Consider the following 20,994-nt stretch of genomic DNA (forward strand, 5'->3'; position numbering starts at 1 on the left):
CGGAATCGCGATTGCCCTCTGTCATATCACCCCTCGGGTCATCCGATACGCTGCGTTCAGGCTATCCTTCCTTGCGGCATCGCGAAAGGGGCCACCGTCTCCCCAACATGAAAATCCCCGCTTGCCAGCCCCGCTTGCCAAGGGCGCGCAGGCCCACTAGAACGCCGTGACAGGCGAGAAAACCGGCATCCCGTCATGGTTCTACCGCATCGAACACCACATTGCGTCAGCACAGGGAACAAGTGAGATGACCAAATCCGTAAAGAAAGTCGTATTGGCCTATTCCGGCGGTCTGGACACCTCGGTCATCCTGCGCTGGCTGCAGGACACCTATCAGTGTGAGGTCGTGACCTTCACCGCCGATCTGGGTCAGGGTGAGGAGCTGGAGCCGGCGCGGCAGAAGGCGGAAATGATGGGGATCAAGGAGATCTTCATCGACGATCTGCGCGAGGAATTCACCCGCGACTATGTCTTCCCGATGTTCCGGGCGAACGCGCTGTATGAAGGCACCTATCTGCTGGGCACCTCGATCGCGCGGCCGCTTATCGCCAAGCGCCAGATCGAGATTGCCGAAATGACCGGGGCGGACGCAGTGGCCCACGGCGCGACCGGCAAGGGCAACGATCAGGTCCGCTTCGAGCTGGGCTATTACGCCCTGAAGCCGGATATCAAGATCATCTCGCCGTGGCGCGAATGGGACCTGACCTCACGCACGAAGCTGATCGACTATGCCGAGAAGCATCAGATTCCGGTGCCCAAGGACAAACGCGGCGAAGCGCCTTTCTCGCAGGACGCCAACCTGCTGCACATCTCTTCCGAAGGAAAGATCCTGGAGGATCCGGCCCAACCCGCCGACATGGACCTGATCCTCAGCCGCATGGTCACGCCGGAGAACGCGCCGGACCAGGCCGAGGAGATCGTGATCGATTTCGTCAACGGCGACCCGGTTGCGGTGAACGACGAAACACTGAGCCCGGCCGCGCTGCTGGCGAAGCTGAACGAGCTGGGCGGCAAGCACGGCGTCGGCTGCATCGACATCGTCGAGAACCGTTTCATCGGCATGAAGTCGCGCGGCGTCTACGAGACCCCCGGCGGCACCATCCTGTTCGCCATGCGCCGGGCGGTGGAAAGCCTGACGCTCGACCGCGGTGCCATGCATCTGAAGGACGAGCTGATGCCGCGTTATGCGGAACTTGTCTATAACGGTTTCTGGTTCTCGCCGGAACGCGAGATGCTGCAGGCGGCGATCGACCATGCCAGCCAGGCGGTCACAGGTCGCGTCACCGCCAAACTGTACAAGGGCAACGTCATCGTCACTGGCCGCAGCGCACCGAAGAGCCTGTACGACGCCGACATCGTCACCTTCGAGGAAGACAGCGTCTACGACCAGCGTGACGCGGAGGGCTTTATCAAGTTGAACGCCCTGCGCCTGCGGCTGCGCGGTCGGCTGATGGGGCGGTAACGAAACCCTTTCCATTTCAACATCCTGAATTGTAGACTCCCGGCCGGGCGTTGGGGAGGCGCACCGGCACAGCGGCATTGGACGCTGACGCGGAATCGCTGGAGTCTGGGGGAGTGCCGTGCGTCGCAGCGCAAGGGCAAAATGCGGGATAGTGCGGGCGCGCCGATTGGCCGCCCTTTTTGTCTGTCTGCTGCTGCCTGTTTGCATATCCCAGGCCCAGGCCCAGAGCACGGGCAATTCGGCCGAGATCGAGGACCCCGATCGGACGCGCAGCGACGTCGATGCCGCCGAGGATGATATCGACGCGCTGACCCAGGTGCGCCAGGCGCTGCAGGCGGAGAATGCCCGCAAGGTCTCCTACGCCGAGATACTGAAAGACCCCGACAATATCGCCCTGAACGTCGCCTATGCCCGCCAGCAGGTGGAACAGGGGCGCCTGAAATCCGCCGCCACGACCCTGGAGCGGGTCCTGCTGGTCGAACCGCAGCTTCATGAGGTGCGGCTGTTCTATGCCCTGGTGCTGATCCGGCTGGACAGTCTGCAATCGGCCGAACGCGAACTGGCGCAGTTGCAGCAGCTGGACATGCCGCCGGATCTGCGCGCGCAACTGGATGGACTGATCGCCCAGATCAACAACAAGCGCCGGCGCTGGGAAGCGAGCCTGCTGAACGGGGTCGGCGTCAGCTACGACTGGAACATCACCGGCGTACCGGCCAACCGCCAGGTGGTCTTCGCCGGTGTCCCTGCCCGGCTGGACGATCAGTCCGACCGGACGGGCGACGTCGCCTATACCGCGTTCAGCCGCATCGACGTCGCCTATGACCTCGGCTTTCAGGCCCGCCACCAGTTGATCGCTTCCGCGACCGGCTATTTCAACGACAAGGTCAACGTCGACCGGCTGGATATCGGCTCCTATTCCGTCGACGGCGGCCTGCGCCTGCGGTTTCCGGGCGTCACGGTGACGCCGGAAGTTTTTCACAGCGTCCTGTGGCTGTCGCACGAACGCTATTATGCGAATTTCGGGGGCCGGGTCGGAATCCGGGTGCCCCTGCCGCCGGACATGGCCCTGTTCGGTTCGGCCGGCTACACGAACGAAGCCTTCAACCGGATATCGGAGACCACGGCCGCCGTTCAGGATTCCGGCTGGCGCCTGGACGGGCGGATCGGCCTGGAATGGGATCTGGACGCGCGCAACCGTCTGACCCTGAGCTATGACGCGCGCTCGAAATACGGTGCCCGGAACTTCGATCACTACTGGCGGCACGGGGTCGAGGCAGACTATCTGCGCATCCTGGACAAGGGGGTTTTCGTCGGCGGCAACCTGCGGCTGGCCCGGCGGCAGGATTTTCGCGGCGATCCCTTCGTCGACCCGAACCGCCAGCGCCAGGACGATATCGTCCGGATGCGGGCGCGGGTCGGCGCCCCGATCAATTCGATGGTCGATCTCGACGGCCTGCCCGATCCGATCCGGCTCGGTCTGGGCAAGACCGTCGCTTCGGCCACGGGGGAAGTTTTTCGGTCGACGTCGAACATTCGGAACTTCCAGTACTGGAACCGGCGGGCCGAGGTGCTGCTGACCCGGAAATGGACATTCTGAGGTGGCTGTGACCGATGTCACTTACCGGCGGCCGGTGCGGTGCGATAGGGTGCAGGGGTAGGACGCCGGGGCGGTGAAAGGCGGAGGACGAAGCATGCGTTGCTGGAAATCGATGACCGCGGCCCTCGTGCTGGCAGGGCTGACCGCCCTTCCGCCGGCGCAGGGCGCTGAAATGGCCGGGGTCGCCGCCGGGGTCACCGGCTCCATCCAGGTCGCCCGGCTGACCGACACGGTCGGCCGCGATGTGGTCAGCGGGGACGAGATCTTCCTCGGCGATTCGATCTCCTCTTCCGCCGACAGTCAGATGCAGGTTCTGCTGCTGGACGAGACCGTCTTCACCATCGGCCCCAATTCGGAACTGGTCATAGACGAATTCGTCTATGACCCCGAAACCAATGCCGGCAAGGTCGCTGCCCAGGTCCTGAAGGGCGCGTTCCGCTTTACCACCGGGTTGGTGGGCCAGGAAGATCCGGATGCCGTCTCCATCGGCACGCCGCTGGGCACCATCGGCATTCGCGGCACCATCGTCGCGGGCGTCGTGTCCGGGGATCGGGCGCTGGTCGTTCTGATCGGGCCGGGGGACGAGGGCGCGACCAAGGAGCGGGTCGGCCGCATCGAAGTCGCCAATGATCAGGGCACCGTCTCTATCTCGCGCAGCGGCTACGGAACGGTCCTGGGCGCCGATGGCCCGCCCAGCCCGCCGGTCGCGATCCCCGTGGAAACCGTGAATGCCATTCTGGGCGCCGTCGGCACCGACCGCCAGGGCCGCCCGCGCCAGGCCTCGCAGAGTGCCGCTGCCGAAACGCAGGAAGAAGGCGGCGACGAGTCCGTATCCGAGGAGGATGGCGGCGAGGAATCCGGCGATACGCAATCGGCACAGTCCGGTTCCGGCAGTTCTGCGCCCTCCACCGCTTCGTCGTCACCGTCTTCGACCTCCGGCCAAACCGCGACCCGGCCCGCCTCAGCCTCCCCGGCGGCCACGCCTGTCGCTTCCACCAGCCTGTCCGGTAACATCGGCGGCGTGAACGTCGCCGCCCTTGCCGGGAGTCAGATCGACGTTGCGGTCGGCGGCAACGACATCGCCACCGGCAACACCGCCACCAGCAGCTCGAACAACGACGAAACCGAGGAGGTCGCGACTTCGACCAATGTTGTCGATGGCGTCACCACGATTTCCGACCTCGTCAGCGTGACGACCGGCTCGGCCTCCATTTCGGGGAGCGGCAACATGCTCAACGGTGCAACGGATGTTGGCGATTTCAATTTCACCGGAACTTTCAACTTCGGCAATCAGACCGCCAAATTTTCAATGAGCGCATTTTGGGGTGCAAGCGAGGGCGGAGCCGGCGCGAACAGCGGACGTTTGAGTATCAATGCAGGACCGGAAGTCTATACCAAGATCTTCGAAAATGGCGGCGAACGCTTCAGCAGTTTCAGCGACGGAGACCTGAAACCCTTCACTGAAGCCGACGATGATGTCACTTTGGAGAACGCCACCAGCGCAACTGTTAATCTGCGCGTTCGCAACGTGAACGGTTTCGTTGCAGGCGCCCTGGATACCGACATTTCGGTCGTTGACGGCGGAGACACCATCACCGGCAGCGCCACGGCGACGCGTTGATGGGGGCTCTTCGAGTATCGATGGCGCATGCGGCCCCGGATTCCAGCCTTAGCCGGAGGGTCGAGCCAGTCCCCACGCCTGTTCCTGCGGAAGCGGGAACCTTCGCGGGTCTCGCGCGGCGTCCCTGCCCTAGATCATGAAATCGAACTGGTTCTGGGAGTGGCTTTCGATGCCCGCTCGCTGGGCGGAGATGCAGAGGTCCTCGATGGTCGTCTTGGACAGGCGCTCCATGGCGTAGTCCTCGATCTCCTGCCAGATCGGGCGCAGGACGGTGTGGCCCAGCTCGCTGCCGGCTGGATCGGTCAACGGGTCCCGGCCGCCCTCCATGTCGTGAACGACCGTGGCGATGTCGGCAACGGTAATGCGGCGACGCTCCTTGGCCAGGCGATAGCCGCCGCGCGGACCACGCACGCCACGCAGGATTTCGGCATGGACCAGCTGCTGCAGCACCTGCTCCAGATAGCGGCGCGGGATGCCCTGACGGTCGGCGATCTCCTTCGACTGCACCGGCAGGTCGGAGGCGTGATAGGCGATATCGAGCACCGCCTCGATGGCGAACATCAGTTTCTTGGTCAGCCGCATTGGTCCCTCGTCCCTTTCGCCTTTTCGTCGTCTAGTTCATGCCGGTTCAGTTCACACCCGTGGAGCCGAAGCCGCCGGCGCCGCGTGCCGTGTCGTCCAGATCCGCGGTTTCCTGCCAGGCCACCTGAAGCACCGGGGCGATCACCATCTGGGCGATGCGCATGCCGCGCTCCACCGCGAAATCGGCCTGGCCGTGGTTGATCAGAATGACCCCGACTTCGCCGCGATAGTCGCTGTCGACCGTGCCGGGGGTGTTCAGGACGGTAACGCCGTTCTTCGCCGCCAGGCCGGAACGCGGGCGAACCTGGGCTTCATAGCCGGGCGGCAGGGCGATCCTGAGGCCCGTCGGCACGATGGCGCTGCCCCCGGGGGGCAGGGTCACTGTCTCCGTCACGGCCGCCACAAGGTCGCAGCCGGCGGCTTCGGCGCTGCCATAGGCGGGCAGCGGCAGACCCTCGGCATGGGGCAGACGTTGGACGCGGACGGAAACGGTATCGGACATTGTGTGAATTACCCTTTGCTGACGAGTCGCATTGTGTCGGTTTCGGAGGCGAAATGCGCGGCGATACGGTCGGCCAGGCGCTCCGCGACCGCGGTCTTGGACAGGCGCGGCCAGGCTTCGTCGCCCTCACCGGTGATCAGATGGACCTGATTCTCGTCACCTCCGAAGGTACCGCTGCCGGTCGAAACATCATTGGCAACGATCCAATCGCAGCCCTTCCGGGCCCGTTTGGCGACGGCCTTTTCGACCACCGATCCCGTTTCGGCGGCGAAACCGACAACCAGGTCTGGACGGCCCTCCGGCAGTCCTGCGACGGTCTTCAGGATATCCGGATTTTCGGTCAGCGCGAGCGGTGGCGGGGCGCTGCCTTCCTGCTTCTTCAACTTGCTGTCGGCGGCCTGTTCGACCCGCCAGTCGGCGACCGCGGCGGCGAAAACCGCCACATCCACCGGTAGCGATCTGCGGCAGGCATTCAGCATGTCTTCGGCGCTTTCCACATGGATCGTTTCGACCCCGTGGGGATCGTCCAGTCGGGTCGGACCGGAGACCAGCGTGACCCGGGCGCCCAGGGCCGAGAGGGCCGCCGCGATGGCATGGCCCTGCTTGCCGGAGGACCGGTTTGCAATGTATCGGACCGGATCGATCGGCTCATGGGTCGGGCCCGACGTGACCAGCGCGGACCGCCCGGCCAGCAAGGGCGGTTTCGATATCGTTTCTTTTTTCAACGCATCCAGAATGGCCGTGGCGATGGTGTCCGGCTCGCTCAGCCGGCCGTATCCGAACTCGCCACAGGCCATCGGACCTTCCTCCGGCCCGATGAACGCGACGCCGCGTCGTTTCAGGGTCGCGAGGTTGTCCTGTGTCGCCGGATGATCCCACATTCGGACATTCATGGCGGGCGCTACCATGACGGGTTTATCCGTCGCCAGCAGAACGGTCGTTGCGATGTCGTCCGCGAGGCCGGCGGCCATCTTCGCCAGGATGTCCGCGCTGGCCGGTGCGACCACAATCAGGTCCGCCTGACGCGACAGCTGGATGTGTCCCATTTCGGCTTCGTCGGTCAGGGAGAACAGGTCCGTATAGACCTTGTCCTCGCTGAGCGCCGAAAGCGACAGGGGGGTTACAAATTCGGCGCCACCCCTGGTCAGGACACAGCGCACCGCGACCCCGCGTTCGCGCAGCCGCCGGATCAGCTCCAGCGACTTGTAGGCGGCGATCCCGCCTGAAACGATCAATACGATGCGATGCGACGCCGTCATATGGCCTCTCCGCCCAGCGGCTATAAAACAGGACATCTATGTAGATTAAACCGGGCCGCCGGACAAGCGTGGGGAAAATTCGCCATTCCACACAAGGCAATCCGTTTGAGATCGAAATAGTTAAACGATGGTTAACGCCGGAATAACTTCATTTGCAGTTTTTTCGACCACCCTCACGTCAAAATATTGCGGTCGGGCGCGTTTCGGACTGCAAATGTAGGAGTCAGCCATTGAAGACCGCAAAGGTCATGGCCGCCAGCACCGCCAGAACGGCCACGGGACCCCAAAAACCCACGTTTTCCCGGAGTCCGCCAGGTTCCCGCAGGCTGCCGTCCGGGTTCATGCCGGTCTTGGCGAGGCGGTCCAGCGTCTCCTCGGCCTTCTGCAGGGTACGGGGCAGGCGCTCCAGGCTTTCCATGGTATCGCGCACCGTTTCCACGATACGTGCCTCGGGCCCGCGGTTGGCGATCATCCATTCCTCGATCAGCGGACGGGCCAGAAGCCACATATTGACGTCGGGATTGAGTTTCCGACCGACCCCTTCCGCTACCAGCATGGTCTTCTGCAGCAGCAGAAGGTCCGGCTGTGTCGGCATGTCGAAGCGTTCCGTGGTCCGGAACATCTGCTCCAGCAGGCGACCGACGGAAATCTCGTTCAGGGATTTGTCCAGAACCGGCTCCCCGATCGCACGCAGGGCCTGGGTAAACAGTTCCCGCGACTGGGTCGGTGGGACATAGCCGATTTCGAAATGCGCATCGGCGACCCGCCGGTAATCCCGGCCCAGAAACCCGACCAAAGTATCGGCCATGAACAGCCGCTGGCGCCGGGTCACCCGTCCCATGATTCCGAAATCCACCGGGCAGAGCCGGCCTTCCGCGTCGATGAACATGTTGCCGGGATGCATGTCTGCATGGAAGAAACCGTCGCGGAAGACCTGCAGGAAGAAGATCCGCGCAGACCGCGCCAGGATGTCTTCGATATCGTGCCCCGCGGCGCGCAGCGCATCGACATCGTCGATATTGATGCCCCGAATGCGCTCGGTCGTCAGAACACGCTGGCCGACGCGTTCCCAGTCGACATCGACGACATGGAAACCCTCGTCGCCCTCACAGTATTCCTTCAGTTCGGCGGCGGCGGCGCCTTCCAGCCGCAGATCCAGCTCGACCCGAATCCAGTCCTCGAAGGTATCGACCACCGCAACCGGCCGCAGACGCCGGATCGGCGGGTGTGCCTTTTCCGCCAGGCGCGCCAGGAAACGGAACAGACCGATATCGCGCTCCAGACGCTCCTCGATCCCGGGGCGCAGCACCTTGACCGCGACCTCACGCCCATCCGTCGTCGTCGCGAAGTGGACCTGCGCGATGGAGGCCGCGGCGACCGGTGTGCGATCGAACGCCGAAAACACCACGTCCAGCGGCCGCCCCAGGGTCGCCTCGATCGTTTCAATCGCCTTGTCCGTCGGAAACGGGTCCAGCCCGTCCTGCAACTGTTCCAGGTCGCGCGCGACCTCGTCACCGACCAGATCGGCACGGACCGACAGGGCCTGGCCCAGTTTCACGAAACTCGGCCCCAGATCCGCCAGCGCGACGGCGAGCCGCTCCCCCGGGCGCCCCGGACGATGGCGGCGGAACAGGACCTTCAGGCCCCAGACGCATACGCGCAGCGGCGCCGCGCGGCGACTGACCTGTTCCAGCGGCCACAGCGCGTCATGCCGGGCGAGAGTCCGCGCGATCCCGACGAGCCGGGCGAGGTGAATGATGGGGGTAAACATGATCCGCGCCGACCCTAGATCCGCCAGCCCTGATGGATCGCGGCGATGCCGCCCGACAGGTTGCGGTACCCGACGCGTTCCAGCCCCGCCGCCCGCATCTTGTCGCACAGCACGTCCTGCGGCGGAAAACGGCGGATCGATTCCGCCAGATAGCGGTAGCTCTCCTCATCCTTCGCGACCCAGCGGCCCAGCGCGGGCAGCACCCGGAAGGAATAGGTGTCATAGAGCCGGTCGAGGACCGGCAGGGCCACGGTGCTGAATTCGAGGCACAGGAACTTGCCGCCCGGGCGCAGCACACGGCGGGCCTCCCGGAGAACGGTCTCTATGTCGGTGACGTTGCGCAGGCCGAAGGCGATCGTATAGGCATCGACGCTGCCGTCGGCGATCGGCAGGCGCTGCGCGTCGCCCACGGTCCAATCCAGACCACTCAGCCGCGCCGCGTCGATCGCGCGGTCCCGCCCGACCCGGACCATGCCTTCGGTCAGGTCGCACACCGTCACCCGACCGCCGCCGGCTTCCAGAAAGCGGAAGGCGATGTCGCCGGTCCCGCCGGCGACATCCAGCAGGTGCTGTCCGGGACGAGGACGAATCTGATCGATCAGCGTCGCCTTCCACAGTCGGTGGATTCCGCCGGACATCAGGTCGTTCATCAGGTCATAGCGCGACGCGACCGAGGAGAAGACCCCGCGCACCAGGCCGGGCTTTTCCTCCGCTTCCACGTCGCGATAGCCGAAGCTCGCGTTATCGCTGGAATTTTCGTTCATGATGGGCGAGACAATAGCGCTGGCCCTCCACTAATCAAAGACTATCCGCATGCCTGAATTGCCTGAAGTCGAGACCGTTTGTCGCGGGCTGCGTCCCGCCCTGGTCGGCAAGCGCCTGTTCCGGGTGGAACAGCGGCGGCCCGATCTGCGATTTCCCTTCCCCGAAGGTTTCGTTTCCCGGCTGGAGGGCGCGCGGGTCGCTGCGGTCGAACGGCGTGCGAAATACATCCTGATCCGGCTGGAGGACGGCTGGACCTGGCTCGTTCATCTCGGGATGTCGGGACGCTTCACGGTGACCCTGGGCGCCATCGCCTCCAGTGGTCAGGCCGGGCACAATTCCGGCTGGGCGATGGTTGAGAAGCACGATCACGTCCTGGTCGACGTCGAGGATGGCGGCAGGCTGGTATTCAACGACACGCGCCGCTTCGGTTTCATGGACCTGATCCCGCCCGGCGGCGAGGAAGAAAGCCCCCATCTGGCGCATCTGGGGCCGGAACCCCTGTCCGACCGGTTCAGCGTCGCGCATTTCTCCGCAGCCATCGCCGGCAAGCGAACGCCGATCAAGGCGGCTCTGCTGGACCAGCGCCTGGTGGCCGGTCTGGGCAATATATATGTGTGCGAGGCCCTGTGGCGCGCCGGAATCAGCCCGCGCCGGTCCGCCCATACCGTCGCCGGCGCCAGGGCTGCGCGCCTGGTCCCCGCCGTGAAGGACGTGCTGGCCGCCGCCATAGAGGCCGGCGGGTCGTCGCTGCGGGACTATGTGCAGGCAACCGGAGAACTGGGCTATTTCCAGCATTCCTGGGACGCTTATGACCGCGAGGGACAGGTCTGCCGGCGACCGGAATGCGCGGGCGTCATTGCCCGCATCGTCCAATCCGGCCGGTCCAGTTTTTACTGTCCGCGCCATCAGCGCTGAGACCCTGGCGGCGGTAAATCCAGTGAAATCAATCCGATCCAGATCGGGATTGTGCGGGGCACCAAAACGGGATAGCAAAACGGCCATGGGAAGACGCCTTGCTCTGACGGCCCTGGCCGTCGCGACCGTGATCTCAGCCACGCTGGCCAATGCTGGCGCGCAGAGCTTCATAGAAGGCTCCGAGGATCTGCCGCTTGCTCCGGTACTGGAGGCGGTGGATGAGGCGGGCATGGTGTTCGATTCCCCGTCCGGACGGATCGTCGAGGCCTTTGCCACCGGCGACACCGACCGGCAGGAGGTACTGGCCTTTTATGCCGAAACATTGCCCTCGCTGGGCTGGGAGAAGCTGGCCGCCGGCCGGTACCGGCGCGAGGGAGAACGCCTGGCCATCGACTTTTTCGGCACCGACGGCGCGCTGAGCGTAAGGTTCACGCTGGCGCCCGAATGACCGGGCCGCAACTCAACGACATCTACGAGGAACACTCCATGGGCTACGAATTCATTCAGACGGAGAAGAAGGATGCCGTCGGCATCGTCACCCTGAACCGTCCGAAGGCGCTGAACGCGCTCTGCGCCGGCCTGATCGAGGAACTGGGCCGCGCCCTCGACGACATGGAAGCCGACGATGCCATCGGCGCCGTCATTCTGACCGGCTCTGAGAAGGCCTTCGCCGCCGGTGCGGACATCAAGGAGATGTCCGACAAGTCCTTCATGGACGTCTACCTGCAGGACTTCATCACCAACGGCTGGGAGCGGATCACGACCTGCCGCAAGCCGATCATCGCGGCGGTGGCCGGCTATGCCCTGGGTGGCGGGTGCGAAGTTGCGATGATGTGCGACTTCATCATCGCCGCCGAGAACGCCAAGTTCGGCCAGCCGGAAATCACCATCGGCACCATTCCCGGCGCCGGCGGCACCCAGCGCCTGACCCGTTTCGTGGGCAAGTCCAAGGCCATGGAAATGTGCCTGACCGGCCGGCTGATGGACGCGGCCGAAGCGGAACGGTCCGGATTGGTCAGCCGCGTCGTCCCGAATGACGAGCTGATGAGCGACGCCCTCAAGACGGCGACGCAGATCGCCGGCCTGTCGCGCCCGGTCGTCATGATGGCGAAGGAATCCGTGAACCGCGCCTATGAGACGACGCTGACCGAGGGCATCCGCTTCGAACGTCGTCTCTTCCATTCGACCTTCGCCACCGAAGATCAGAAGGAAGGCATGGCCGCCTTTGCGGAAAAGCGCACGCCGAAATGGAAGAACCGCTGATTGCGGACGTAAGGAACCAGTGCGGGGTTGACGGGCCGGTCCGGTATCCGTATAAGCGCCGCCGATCTGATACACGACTGGCCCGGCGCTGACCGGCGCCCTGGAAGGCAAGAGACAAAGCTATGGCGAACCATGCATCCGCGCTGAAGCGCATCCGCCAGACGAAAAAACGCACCGACCGCAACATGGCGCGTCGCAATCGCGTTCGCACCTTCGTGCGCCGCGTTGAAGAGGCGATCGCCTCGGGCGACAAGGACGCCGCCGAAGCGGCCCTGAAGGCAGCCATGCCGGAACTGCACCGCAGCGCGTCGAAAGGCGTGATGCGCAAGGACACGGCGTCGCGCAAGATCAGCCGCCTGGCGCACCGCGTTAAGGCTGTCGGCGCCTGATCGACCGCCCGCCGGAACTTCAGTTCCGCAGCGATGAATTCCGAAACCGCCGTCCGGATCCCGGGCGGCGGTTTCGCTTGGCCGTTCATCGTTCTGTCGCCTTTCCGTCACACTCCGCCGCTCTCGAAACACGTCCCGTCAGCACGGGAATCCGGCGGCATTCCGGTGTTGATTTCGGCATCCCGCAGACTCGAAACGCTTTTTCGCGGCGCAATACATTTGTCCTGTTTTAGGGGTTTCGGGCGGAGTCAGAATGCGTTCAGAGTCAACAGATTTATTTTCCGAATCACCCTGGCAGACGGCTTGATCGGCAAATAGCGGCTGAGTAGGATTGCTTTCGGTGAGGTTGGTCACACCTACCCGGAACCAGAAGAACAGTAATTCTTTCAGAAAAATGAAAGATAAATCCCGAGGACAAGAAGCAATAAAAGGTCGTTCAGCTTAATCACGCCTGATTTATGCTTTCTTCGGAACTGTTTCTACTGCCACTTGCCGGGCATCGGCGGGTTTGGACTTGTTTAGTCAGACCCTCCAGTGGGGAGTGCAATTGAAATAAAGGGGTGCACAACGGTCTCGCCGTTGCCGACTTCCTTGTATTTGCATTCCAGTGATTGATCCCATCGGTCCGACCGGCACGGGGGCGCTGCGGGTCGGGCGTAGTCCGGTTCCGTTCCCGGTATTGTCCGGGCCGGCGGAGCAGGCGCCGAATTGGCTTAAGCGGGGTGCGGGACAATGCACCATATCCGAAAAGGCCATCGGCGGGGGTGGGCAGGTATTTAGGCAGGATCGCGACGCCGCCCTGGCGGAGGTCCGGCTCCTACCGGCAGCGGGCTGGCTGTCGGAGATTTGGAACGGGTCGCCGTCATCAGGCCTGATTTGGCGTTGGTGATTGACGATTGGTATAGGCGAAAGCGGGCCAAACTGGCCGCAACGAATTTGGCGGGGGTTACGTCGGTCAATGGACGGCACTACGACTGAGCAATGGGCGCGCGTGCGCGCTGCGCTGCGCGAAGAATTCGGCGAAAACGCATATCGCAGCTGGCTCAAACCACTGACCTTTGAGGGGGTGGACGGAGACACGGTGCATCTGTCGGTCCCGACGCGGTTCATGCGCAACTGGATCGAATCCCAGTATGGCGAGCGGCTGACGGCGCTCTGGGCGTCAGAATGTCACAGCATCCGGGCCGTCGCGGTCCGCCAGGCCAAGCAGCGACCGACGGCGCAGGGTCTGCCCGAGGAAGCCGTCTCCGTTCCGGAGGCGGAACTGGCCGAGTCTCCCGAAGATGTCGCCGCCGCCAATCTGTCGGCCCCGATCGACCCGCGCTTCACCTTTGAGACCTTCATCGTCGGCAAGCCGAACGAACTGGCCTTCGCCGCCGCGCGCCGTGTGGCCGAAGCCCCGAACGTTCCGTTCAATCCTCTATTCCTGTTCGGTGGGGTCGGCCTGGGCAAGACGCATCTGATGCATGCCATCGCCGGTCATATCCGGACCGCCGCGCCGCAGAAGAAGGTGCTTTATCTGTCGGCCGAAAAGTTCATGTACCAGTTCATCCGGGCGCTGCGCTACAAGGACACGATGGCGTTCAAGGAGATGTTCCGATCCGTCGATGTCCTGATGATCGACGACGTGCAGTTCATCGCCGGCAAGGAAAGCACCCAGGAAGAGTTCTTCCATACCTTCAACGCCCTCGTCGACCAGAACCGCCAGGTCGTGATTTCGGCCGACAAGTCGCCGGCCGAACTGGACGGTATCGAGGATCGTATGAAATCCCGCTTGGGCTGGGGCCTTGTCGCGGAGATCCATTCCACCACCTACGAGCTGCGCCTCGGCATCCTGCAGTCCAAGGCGGAGCAGATGCAGGTCGACGTGCCGGTCAAGGTCCTGGAGTTCCTGGCGCACCGCATTTCCTCCAATGTGCGGGAGCTGGAGGGCGCGCTGAACCGTCTGGTGGCCTATGCCAATCTGGTCGGCCGTCCGATCACGCTGGAGAATGCCCAGGACGTGCTGCACGACCTGCTGCGCGCCAATGACCGCAAGGCGACGATCGAAGAGATCCAGAAGCGTGTGGCCGAGCATTACAACATCAAGGTGTCGGAGATGCATTCCGCGCGGCGCAGCCGTGCCGTCGCGCGCCCGCGCCAGGTCGCGATGTATCTGTCCAAGCAGTTGACCGCCCGGTCGCTGCCGGAGATCGGCCGCAAGTTCGGCGGACGCGACCACACGACGGTCATGCATGCCGTCAAGAAGGTCGATGAACTGCGCCAGAACGATCACAGTTTTGCCGAAGACGTGGAGCTGCTGCGGCGCATGCTGGAAGGGTGATTCGCGAAAATCGTCACGACGGTCCGAATCGACACCCGAGATGCCGATTCCCGCGCCGCGATCCGAATTTTCGACCCGCCGAGGCTCGAACCAAAAATTACCCTGATTTCAACCCCTTACAGAACTTCACGATGCGCCTTGCCGAGACTGGACAAGGTCGTCGGGAATCGCCAAAAAAAACGCGGATTTCTTGGGCGCGCATGCTATAGTCCGGTCCCGTTCGGACCCCTCGGCAAAAGCGTCGAAATCCTCGGTCCGGCGGGCGGAATCCGGTCTCGCGATTCGGCCCGGTCCATCCGCGAAACCACCCCCGTCCGATCCCGATCCGTCGGGAAAGGATACGACCCTCAGAAGCCGGGGTCGTCAGGGTCAAGACAGACGAACAGGGAGTGCGCTCGCGGCGTTTTCGCCCGGAAATGCTGAAATGACAGGGTCCCCGCGGACGCTCAGGTGCAACCAAACACGGAAACGATCTTCTAAGCCATGAAACTCACCATCGAACGGGCCGCGCTGCTTCGCGCATTGAACCATGTGCAGAGTGTCGTCGAGCGCCGCAATACCATCCCGATCCTTGCCAACGTCCTGATCGAGGCGCGCGACGGCATGTTGAGCCTGAACGCGACCGATATGGACATTTCGATTGTCGAGCGCACCGCGGCCGAGGTCGGGACCCCCGGCTCGATCACCGCGCCGGCCCATACGCTCTACGACATCGTCCGCAAACTGCCGGATGGCGCTCAGGTCGACCTTGACGCGACCGGCGAGGGGGATCGCCTGATCCTGTCGTCGGGGCGGTCCCGTTTCACGCTGCAGACGCTGCCGACCGAGGACTTCCCGGTCATGACCGGCGGCGACATGCCGCACAGCTTCGATCTGGATGCCGGCGCGCTGCGCACCCTGATCGACCGCACCCGCTTCGCCATCTCCACGGAGGAGACGCGCTACTATCTGAACGGCATCTACCTGCACAGCGTCACCGAAAACGACGCCAAGCTGCGGGCCGTCGCCACCGACGGGCACCGTCTGGCACGGGTCGAAATCGACCTGCCGGAAGGCGCGGCAGGCATTCCGGGCGTCATCGTCCCGCGCAAGACCGTCGCCGAGCTGCGCAAGCTGATCGAGGAAACCGACGGCGCGGTCACCGTGACCCTGTCGGACACCAAGGTCCGCTTCGCCTTCGACGAGGCCGTGCTGATCTCCAAGCTGATCGACGGGACCTTCCCGGACTACGAGCGGGTCATTCCGACCGGCAACGACAAGATCCTGTCCGTCGATCGCAACAGCTTCTCCCAGGCCGTCGACCGCGTGTCGACCATCGCGACCGAAAAGCTGCGCGCGGTGAAGCTCAGCATCGATGCCGGGCAGCTCACGCTCAGCGCGTCGAGCCAGGAAAACGGCACGGCCGTCGAGGAGCTGCCGGTCGACTATGACAAGGATTCCATCGAGATCGGCTTCAACGCCCGCTACCTGATGGACATCGCGGATCAGATCGAAAGCGTCCAGGCACAGTTCGTCCTGGCCGATGCCGCGTCCCCGACTATCGTCCGGGATTCGGAAGATCCGGGTGCGCTTTACGTGCTGATGCCGATGCGGGTGTGACCGCTTCGTGTCCACCCTCGTCGCAGCGTCGGCCGAGACGCGAATGGCCATGGCAAAGACCGGGGCAGATACCGGACCCGGCCGGACATTGGCGGTACGCCGTCTGCGGCTGACCGCGTTCCGGAACTATGAGACGGCGGCGCTGGAGCTCGATTCGCGCCCGGTGGTTCTGACCGGGCAGAACGGCGCCGGAAAAACGAACCTGCTGGAGGCGGTATCGATGCTGACCCCCGGCCGGGGGTTGCGGCGGGCCCGGACGCAGGAACTGGACCGTGTCGTGCCCGGCAGCGCGGCGCCGGCAGGTGCCTGGGCCGTTGCCGGCACGGTCGACACGCCGACCGGGCCGGTGGATCTGGGCACGGGGCGCGATCCGGAAGGCGAGCGCCGCGTGGTCCGGATCGACGGAGAGGCCGGCCGCAGCCAGGCGGCACTGGGCGAGCATCTGTCGGTGGTCTGGCTGACGCCGCAGATGGACCGGCTGTTCCAGGAATCGTCGGGCGAACGCCGACGGTTCCTCGACCGGCTGATCTATGGCTTCGATCCGGCCCATGCCGGACGGGTCACGGCCTATGACAAGGCGCTGCGGCAGCGGGCGCGCCTGCTGAAGGATGGTGGCGGCGACGCGGCGTGGCTCGGCGCGCTGGAAGCCCAGATGATCGAGCGCGGGATCGCCATCGCGGCGGCGCGGCTCGACATGGCCGATCGCCTGGCGCGGGCCTGCACGCAGCAGGACGGCCCCTTCCCCGGGGCGGCCATCGCGGTCGACGGCGATGTAGAGAACTGGCTGGCCGATCTGCCGGCGCTGGAGGCGGAAGAGCGGTTCGCGGAGGCGCTGCGCGACAGCAGACGGCGCGATTCCGAGGCCGGCGGCGCCGCGGTGGGGCCCCATCGGTCCGATCTGGCGGTGACGCATCTGGCCAAGGGCTTGCCCGCGGCCCAGTGCTCGACCGGGGAGCAGAAGGCGCTGCTGATCGCCATCGTCCTGGCCCATGCGCGGCTGCAGGGCGCGGAGCGCGGGGCTGGACCGGTCCTGCTGCTGGACGAGGTGGCGGCGCATCTGGACGCGGCCCGGCGCGACGCATTGTTCGACACGGTCTTGGGCCTGGGGCTCCAGGCCTGGATTACCGGCACGGATGCCGGCGTGTTCGACGCCCTGAGCGACAGGGCGCAGTATTTCGAGGTGGCGGCAGCGACGGTCCGCCCAGTGGTTTGAGCCGACGGGATACCCCCGTCGGATGACACGGTAACCATGTGACTGGATTGGGTTCGGTATGAGTGACGATACGACATCGGATACGGAAGGCCTCGGCCAGGGCGGCAACGAATACGGCGCCGATTCCATCAAGGTCCTGAAGGGCCTGGAAGCCGTGCGCAAGAGACCCGGCATGTATATCGGCGACACCGATGACGGGACCGGCCTGCACCATATGGTCTATGAGGTCGTGGACAATGCGATCGACGAGGCGTTGGCCGGCCATTGCGATATCGTGAAGGTCAAGCTGAACGGCGACGGGTCCGTCACCGTCTCGGACAACGGCCGCGGCATTCCGACCGAAATGCACCCGACCGAGGGCGTTTCTGCGGCGGAGGTCATCATGACCCAGCTGCATGCCGGCGGGAAATTCGATCAGAATTCCTACAAGGTCTCCGGCGGTCTGCATGGCGTCGGCGTCTCGGTGGTGAACGCCCTGTCGATCTGGCTGGAACTGGAGATCAAGCGCGGCGGTCGCACCCATCGCATGCGCTTCGAACACGGCGATGCCGTCGCACCGCTGGCCGATGTCGGCGACAGCGGCGGCGAGAAGGGCACGCAGATCACCTTCCTGCCGTCACCCGACACCTTCACCATGACGGAGTTCGACTTCGGCACGCTGGAGCACCGGTTGCGGGAACTCGCCTTCCTGAATTCCGGGGTCCACATCCAGCTCACTGACGCTCGCTCGGCGGAAAAGAAGGTCGTCGACCTGCATTACGAGGGCGGGGTTCAGGCCTTCGTCGCGTGGCTGGACCGCTCGAAGCAGAGCCTGCACGGCGACCCGGTGCTGATCACCGGCGAGAAGGACGGCCTGACGGTCGAATGCGCCCTGCAGTGGAACGACAGCTATCACGAAACCATGCTGTGCTTCACCAACAACATCCCGCAGCGCGACGGCGGTACCCATCTGGCCGGTTTCCGCGGCGCCCTGACCCGTCAGATCAACGGCTATGCCGCCGATACCGGCCTGGCCAAGAAGGAAAAGGTGAACCTGTCCGGCGACGATGCGCGCGAGGGACTGACCTGCGTCCTGTCGGTCAAGGTGCCGGACCCGAAGTTTTCCAGCCAGACCAAGGACAAGCTGGTCTCGTCGGAAGTTCGCCCGGTGGTTGAGGCGATCGTCAACGAAAAGCTGGCCGAATGGTTCGAGGAGAACCCCGGCGAGGCGCGCAAGATCGTCCAGAAGGCCGTCGAGGCCGCCGCCGCCCGCGAAGCCGCGCGCAAGGCCCGCGAACTGACCCGCCGCAAGGGCGTGCTGGACATCGCCTCCCTGCCCGGCAAGCTGGCCGATTGTCAGGAACGCGATCCGTCAAAGTCCGAACTGTTCCTGGTCGAGGGTGACAGCGCCGGCGGTTCCGCCAAACAGGGCCGCGACCGGAAGTTCCAGGCCATCCTGCCGCTGAAGGGCAAGATTCTGAATGTCGAGCGCGCGCGCTTCGACAAGATGCTGTCCAGTCAGGAAATCGGCACGCTGATCACCGCGCTCGGAACCGGGATCGGCAAGGACGATTTCAACTTCGACAAGACGCGCTATCACAAGATCATCATCATGACCGACGCCGATGTCGACGGCAGCCACATCCGCACCCTGCTTCTGACGTTTTTCTACCGTCAGATGCGCGAACTGGTCGATGCCGGCTACCTCTACATCGCCCAGCCGCCGCTGTTCCTGGTCAAGAAGGGCGAGCGCAAGCTGCGCTACATCAAGAACGAGCCGGAGCTGGAGGCCTTCCTGGTCTCCAACGGGTTGAGCGACGCCGTGCTGACCGATGCCAACGGCGCCCAGCGTGCCGGCGAGGATCTGAGCGCCATCGTCGCCCGGGCGCGTGAGGCCAAGCGCCTGATCGAGCCGCTGGCCCGGTCCTGCGGCAGCGCCCAGGTGGTCGAGCAGCTGGCGATCTACGGCGCGCTCAGCGCCACCCTGCAGCAGGACATCAATCTGGCGGTGGATGCCGCGAATTTCGTCGCCCAGGTGCTGAACCGCCTGTCCGACGAACATGCCCGCGGCTGGACCGGCGAGGCCAGCGCGGAGGAAGGCTATGTCTTCACCCGGGTGAACCGCGGTGTCACCGAACGCATCCAGGTCGACCCCGAGCTGCTGCGCAGCGGCGAATCCCGCAAGCTGGACGGCATGGCCGGCCATCTGCAGGAAATCTACAGCCAGAACGGCGCGACCCTGCACATCAAGGAAGACGACCACCGCATCACCGGTCCGCTGGGACTGATCGACCGCATCGTCCAGACCGGCCGCAAGGGCCTGTCGGTGCAGCGCTACAAGGGGCTGGGGGAGATGAACCCCGACCAGCTCTGGGAAACCACGCTGGACCCGGAAGCCCGAACCCTGCTGCAGGTCAAGGTAGCCCATGGCGACGACGCCGACACCGTCTTCTCCACCCTGATGGGCGACATTGTCGAACCCCGCCGCGAATTCATCCAGGAAAACGCCCTGAAAGTGGCAAACCTGGACGTCTGATCCGGCAAGGGCGGCCCAGTGATTTCGGGCGCGGGGCACATCCCCGCCCCTCTTCAGCCGTCGCCAACGATCCCCGGTGCGCCAATCCCGACACCGCCAGACCACGCGCGGCCCCAGACGGCTGCTCTCTGCCTGCGCAACCTTGGCACTGGAACAGACACCCCGCGCCATCGGGAGACATGCCTGATATTGACTCTGTGCGGAACTCATTGGTGTCCCTACATTGGTACTGTCAGGCACTAACGCCTCAACGCCCGAAGCAACCCGGGGAAATCATCCACCTCGATATCGTATCGCCGCTCTTCGCCGTTGTCGGACGATGATCCAAATCCGGGTCCCCATTCGTCCGGGCGGCGGATATGGGCTGTCTTGAACCCGACCGCCTTTGCCGCGTCGAGATCGTACGGGTGACAGGCAACCATGCAACATTGTTCTGGCCCAAGCTGCAGATACACAGCTGCGAGTTCGTAGGATCGCGATAACAGCTTGTAGACACCCATCCCTTCGCAGGACAGCACCGCATCCCATGACAAACCGTTGTGCTTGGCCGTGTCGATGATCAGCCGATAGCTCAGCAACGAGAACGAAGCGACGATGAACCGGTTGCGGAGCTTCGGCAGGGCTTTCGGAAAGTCCGGCCAGCAATCGAAGCTGTGTGGCGCCTCCCAGGCGATGGCGTGGCGATCGCTTTCATCGAACACGTCCAGGCCTTCGTCGCTCAAGAGCGCATCCAGGGCACTGCGATGCGCGCCATCAAAGTTATAGGCCGGCGGTCCCTGTTCACCGAGGTTCAGCATCGCCGCCATGGAACGCCGGCGCAGTTGATTGGTCAGTTTGCCCCAGTCACGGTCGACGCCGTGCCGCGCCCCGGCGGCTTCGAAGGCGGTGCGGAATCCGGTGTGCCAATCAAGGATGGTGCCGCCGGTGTCGAAGGTAAGCGCCTTGACGCCCGCCAGGGTCATGGGATTGGCACGGTGGCACCGAGTGTGCCTCCGCCCTCGATGGCCTCATGCGCTTTGACGGCGTCCTTTAGCGCATGTTCATAGTTGAAGTCGGTGTTGAGGACGCCGCCCCGGCGGCAAGTGTCGGCAAAGGCGACCCCGACGGCGGTGTGGCGCATGCGCACGTCGCCCGGTGCCGGGGCGGGAACGGCCCATTCGTTCCAGTTCATGGCGCTTGGGGATCCGCGTTCGTGAATGACTTGCACTTTCGGCATGG

Annotated in this window: 18 protein-coding genes; 11 read left to right on the plus strand and 7 right to left on the minus strand. The window is 64.4% G+C overall.

Going from position 1 to position 20,994, the window contains the following annotated elements:
- Nucleotides 1-247: 247 nt before the first annotated feature.
- The 3 genes from R8L07_07200 to R8L07_07210 all read left to right on the plus strand — a co-directional run bounded on the left by R8L07_07200 (nt 248) and on the right by R8L07_07210 (nt 4,680).
- Nucleotides 248-1,462 (plus strand): argininosuccinate synthase, encoded by a 1,215-nt coding sequence (locus tag R8L07_07200; GenBank protein ID MDW3205316.1) that lies wholly within the window; start codon nt 248-250, stop codon nt 1,460-1,462.
- 166 nt (nt 1,463-1,628) lie between these two features.
- Nucleotides 1,629-3,059, plus strand: coding sequence for a hypothetical protein (locus R8L07_07205; protein ID MDW3205317.1), 1,431 nt, complete (start codon nt 1,629-1,631; stop codon nt 3,057-3,059).
- 94 nt (nt 3,060-3,153) lie between these two features.
- The gene (locus R8L07_07210; protein MDW3205318.1) at nt 3,154-4,680 is read left to right on the plus strand and encodes a FecR domain-containing protein; all 1,527 of its coding nucleotides are present in this window, start codon (nt 3,154-3,156) and stop codon (nt 4,678-4,680) included.
- Nucleotides 4,681-4,809: 129 nt separating this feature from the next.
- Here the strand turns inward: R8L07_07210 and R8L07_07215 are convergent, their stop codons facing one another.
- The 5 genes from R8L07_07215 to R8L07_07235 form a co-directional block, all read right to left on the minus strand.
- A complete protein-coding gene (locus R8L07_07215) occupies nt 4,810-5,262 on the minus strand; it encodes an Rrf2 family transcriptional regulator (protein MDW3205319.1) in 453 nt (150 codons plus the stop codon).
- Between the two features lie 46 nt (nt 5,263-5,308).
- Entirely contained in the window at nt 5,309-5,764 is a 456-nt protein-coding gene (gene dut, locus R8L07_07220) for a dUTP diphosphatase (protein MDW3205320.1), read from the minus strand.
- Nucleotides 5,765-5,772: 8 nt separating this feature from the next.
- Nucleotides 5,773-7,023, minus strand: coding sequence for a bifunctional phosphopantothenoylcysteine decarboxylase/phosphopantothenate--cysteine ligase CoaBC (gene coaBC, locus R8L07_07225; GenBank protein ID MDW3205321.1), 1,251 nt, complete (start codon nt 7,021-7,023; stop codon nt 5,773-5,775).
- A gap of 223 nt (nt 7,024-7,246) precedes the next feature.
- A complete protein-coding gene (gene ubiB / locus R8L07_07230) occupies nt 7,247-8,794 on the minus strand; it encodes a 2-polyprenylphenol 6-hydroxylase (GenBank protein ID MDW3205322.1) in 1,548 nt (515 codons plus the stop codon).
- Nucleotides 8,795-8,808: 14 nt separating this feature from the next.
- Nucleotides 8,809-9,558 (minus strand): class I SAM-dependent methyltransferase, encoded by a 750-nt coding sequence (locus R8L07_07235; GenBank protein MDW3205323.1) that lies wholly within the window; start codon nt 9,556-9,558, stop codon nt 8,809-8,811.
- A gap of 49 nt (nt 9,559-9,607) precedes the next feature.
- Here R8L07_07235 and mutM point away from each other — a divergent pair, with 49 nt between their 5' ends.
- From mutM to gyrB, 8 genes are all read left to right on the plus strand, one after another.
- Complete coding sequence (gene mutM / locus R8L07_07240; protein ID MDW3205324.1) at nt 9,608-10,474, plus strand: bifunctional DNA-formamidopyrimidine glycosylase/DNA-(apurinic or apyrimidinic site) lyase; 867 nt, start codon at nt 9,608-9,610, stop codon at nt 10,472-10,474.
- A gap of 85 nt (nt 10,475-10,559) precedes the next feature.
- Nucleotides 10,560-10,922: a hypothetical protein gene (locus R8L07_07245; protein ID MDW3205325.1), complete on the plus strand. Its 363-nt coding sequence runs from the start codon at nt 10,560-10,562 to the stop codon at nt 10,920-10,922.
- Between the two features lie 38 nt (nt 10,923-10,960).
- On the plus strand, nt 10,961-11,737 hold the full coding sequence (locus R8L07_07250; GenBank protein MDW3205326.1) for an enoyl-CoA hydratase: 777 nt from the start codon (nt 10,961-10,963) through the stop codon (nt 11,735-11,737).
- A gap of 122 nt (nt 11,738-11,859) precedes the next feature.
- Nucleotides 11,860-12,126 (plus strand): 30S ribosomal protein S20, encoded by a 267-nt coding sequence (rpsT, locus tag R8L07_07255; GenBank protein MDW3205327.1) that lies wholly within the window; start codon nt 11,860-11,862, stop codon nt 12,124-12,126.
- 958 nt (nt 12,127-13,084) lie between these two features.
- Nucleotides 13,085-14,449 carry a chromosomal replication initiator protein DnaA gene (gene dnaA, locus R8L07_07260; protein ID MDW3205328.1) on the plus strand — a complete coding sequence of 455 codons (1,365 nt, stop codon included), beginning with the start codon at nt 13,085-13,087 and terminating at the stop codon, nt 14,447-14,449.
- Between the two features lie 483 nt (nt 14,450-14,932).
- Nucleotides 14,933-16,048 carry a DNA polymerase III subunit beta gene (gene dnaN / locus R8L07_07265; GenBank protein MDW3205329.1) on the plus strand — a complete coding sequence of 372 codons (1,116 nt, stop codon included), beginning with the start codon at nt 14,933-14,935 and terminating at the stop codon, nt 16,046-16,048.
- Between the two features lie 7 nt (nt 16,049-16,055).
- Entirely contained in the window at nt 16,056-17,261 is a 1,206-nt protein-coding gene (gene recF / locus R8L07_07270; protein MDW3205330.1) for a DNA replication/repair protein RecF, read from the plus strand.
- A gap of 58 nt (nt 17,262-17,319) precedes the next feature.
- Nucleotides 17,320-19,776 carry a DNA topoisomerase (ATP-hydrolyzing) subunit B gene (gyrB, locus tag R8L07_07275; protein MDW3205331.1) on the plus strand — a complete coding sequence of 819 codons (2,457 nt, stop codon included), beginning with the start codon at nt 17,320-17,322 and terminating at the stop codon, nt 19,774-19,776.
- 239 nt (nt 19,777-20,015) lie between these two features.
- Here the strand turns inward: gyrB and R8L07_07280 are convergent, their stop codons facing one another.
- Nucleotides 20,016-20,738: a hypothetical protein gene (locus R8L07_07280; protein ID MDW3205332.1), complete on the minus strand. Its 723-nt coding sequence runs from the start codon at nt 20,736-20,738 to the stop codon at nt 20,016-20,018.
- A complete protein-coding gene (locus R8L07_07285; GenBank protein MDW3205333.1) occupies nt 20,735-20,992 on the minus strand; it encodes a hypothetical protein in 258 nt (85 codons plus the stop codon). Before R8L07_07285 ends, R8L07_07280 begins: the two co-directional genes overlap by 4 nt.
- Between the last annotated feature and the right edge of the window lie 2 nt (nt 20,993-20,994).

This window comes from Alphaproteobacteria bacterium (genome assembly GCA_033344895.1).
Classification (GTDB): Bacteria; Pseudomonadota; Alphaproteobacteria; order UBA8366; family Aestuariispiraceae; genus Pacificispira.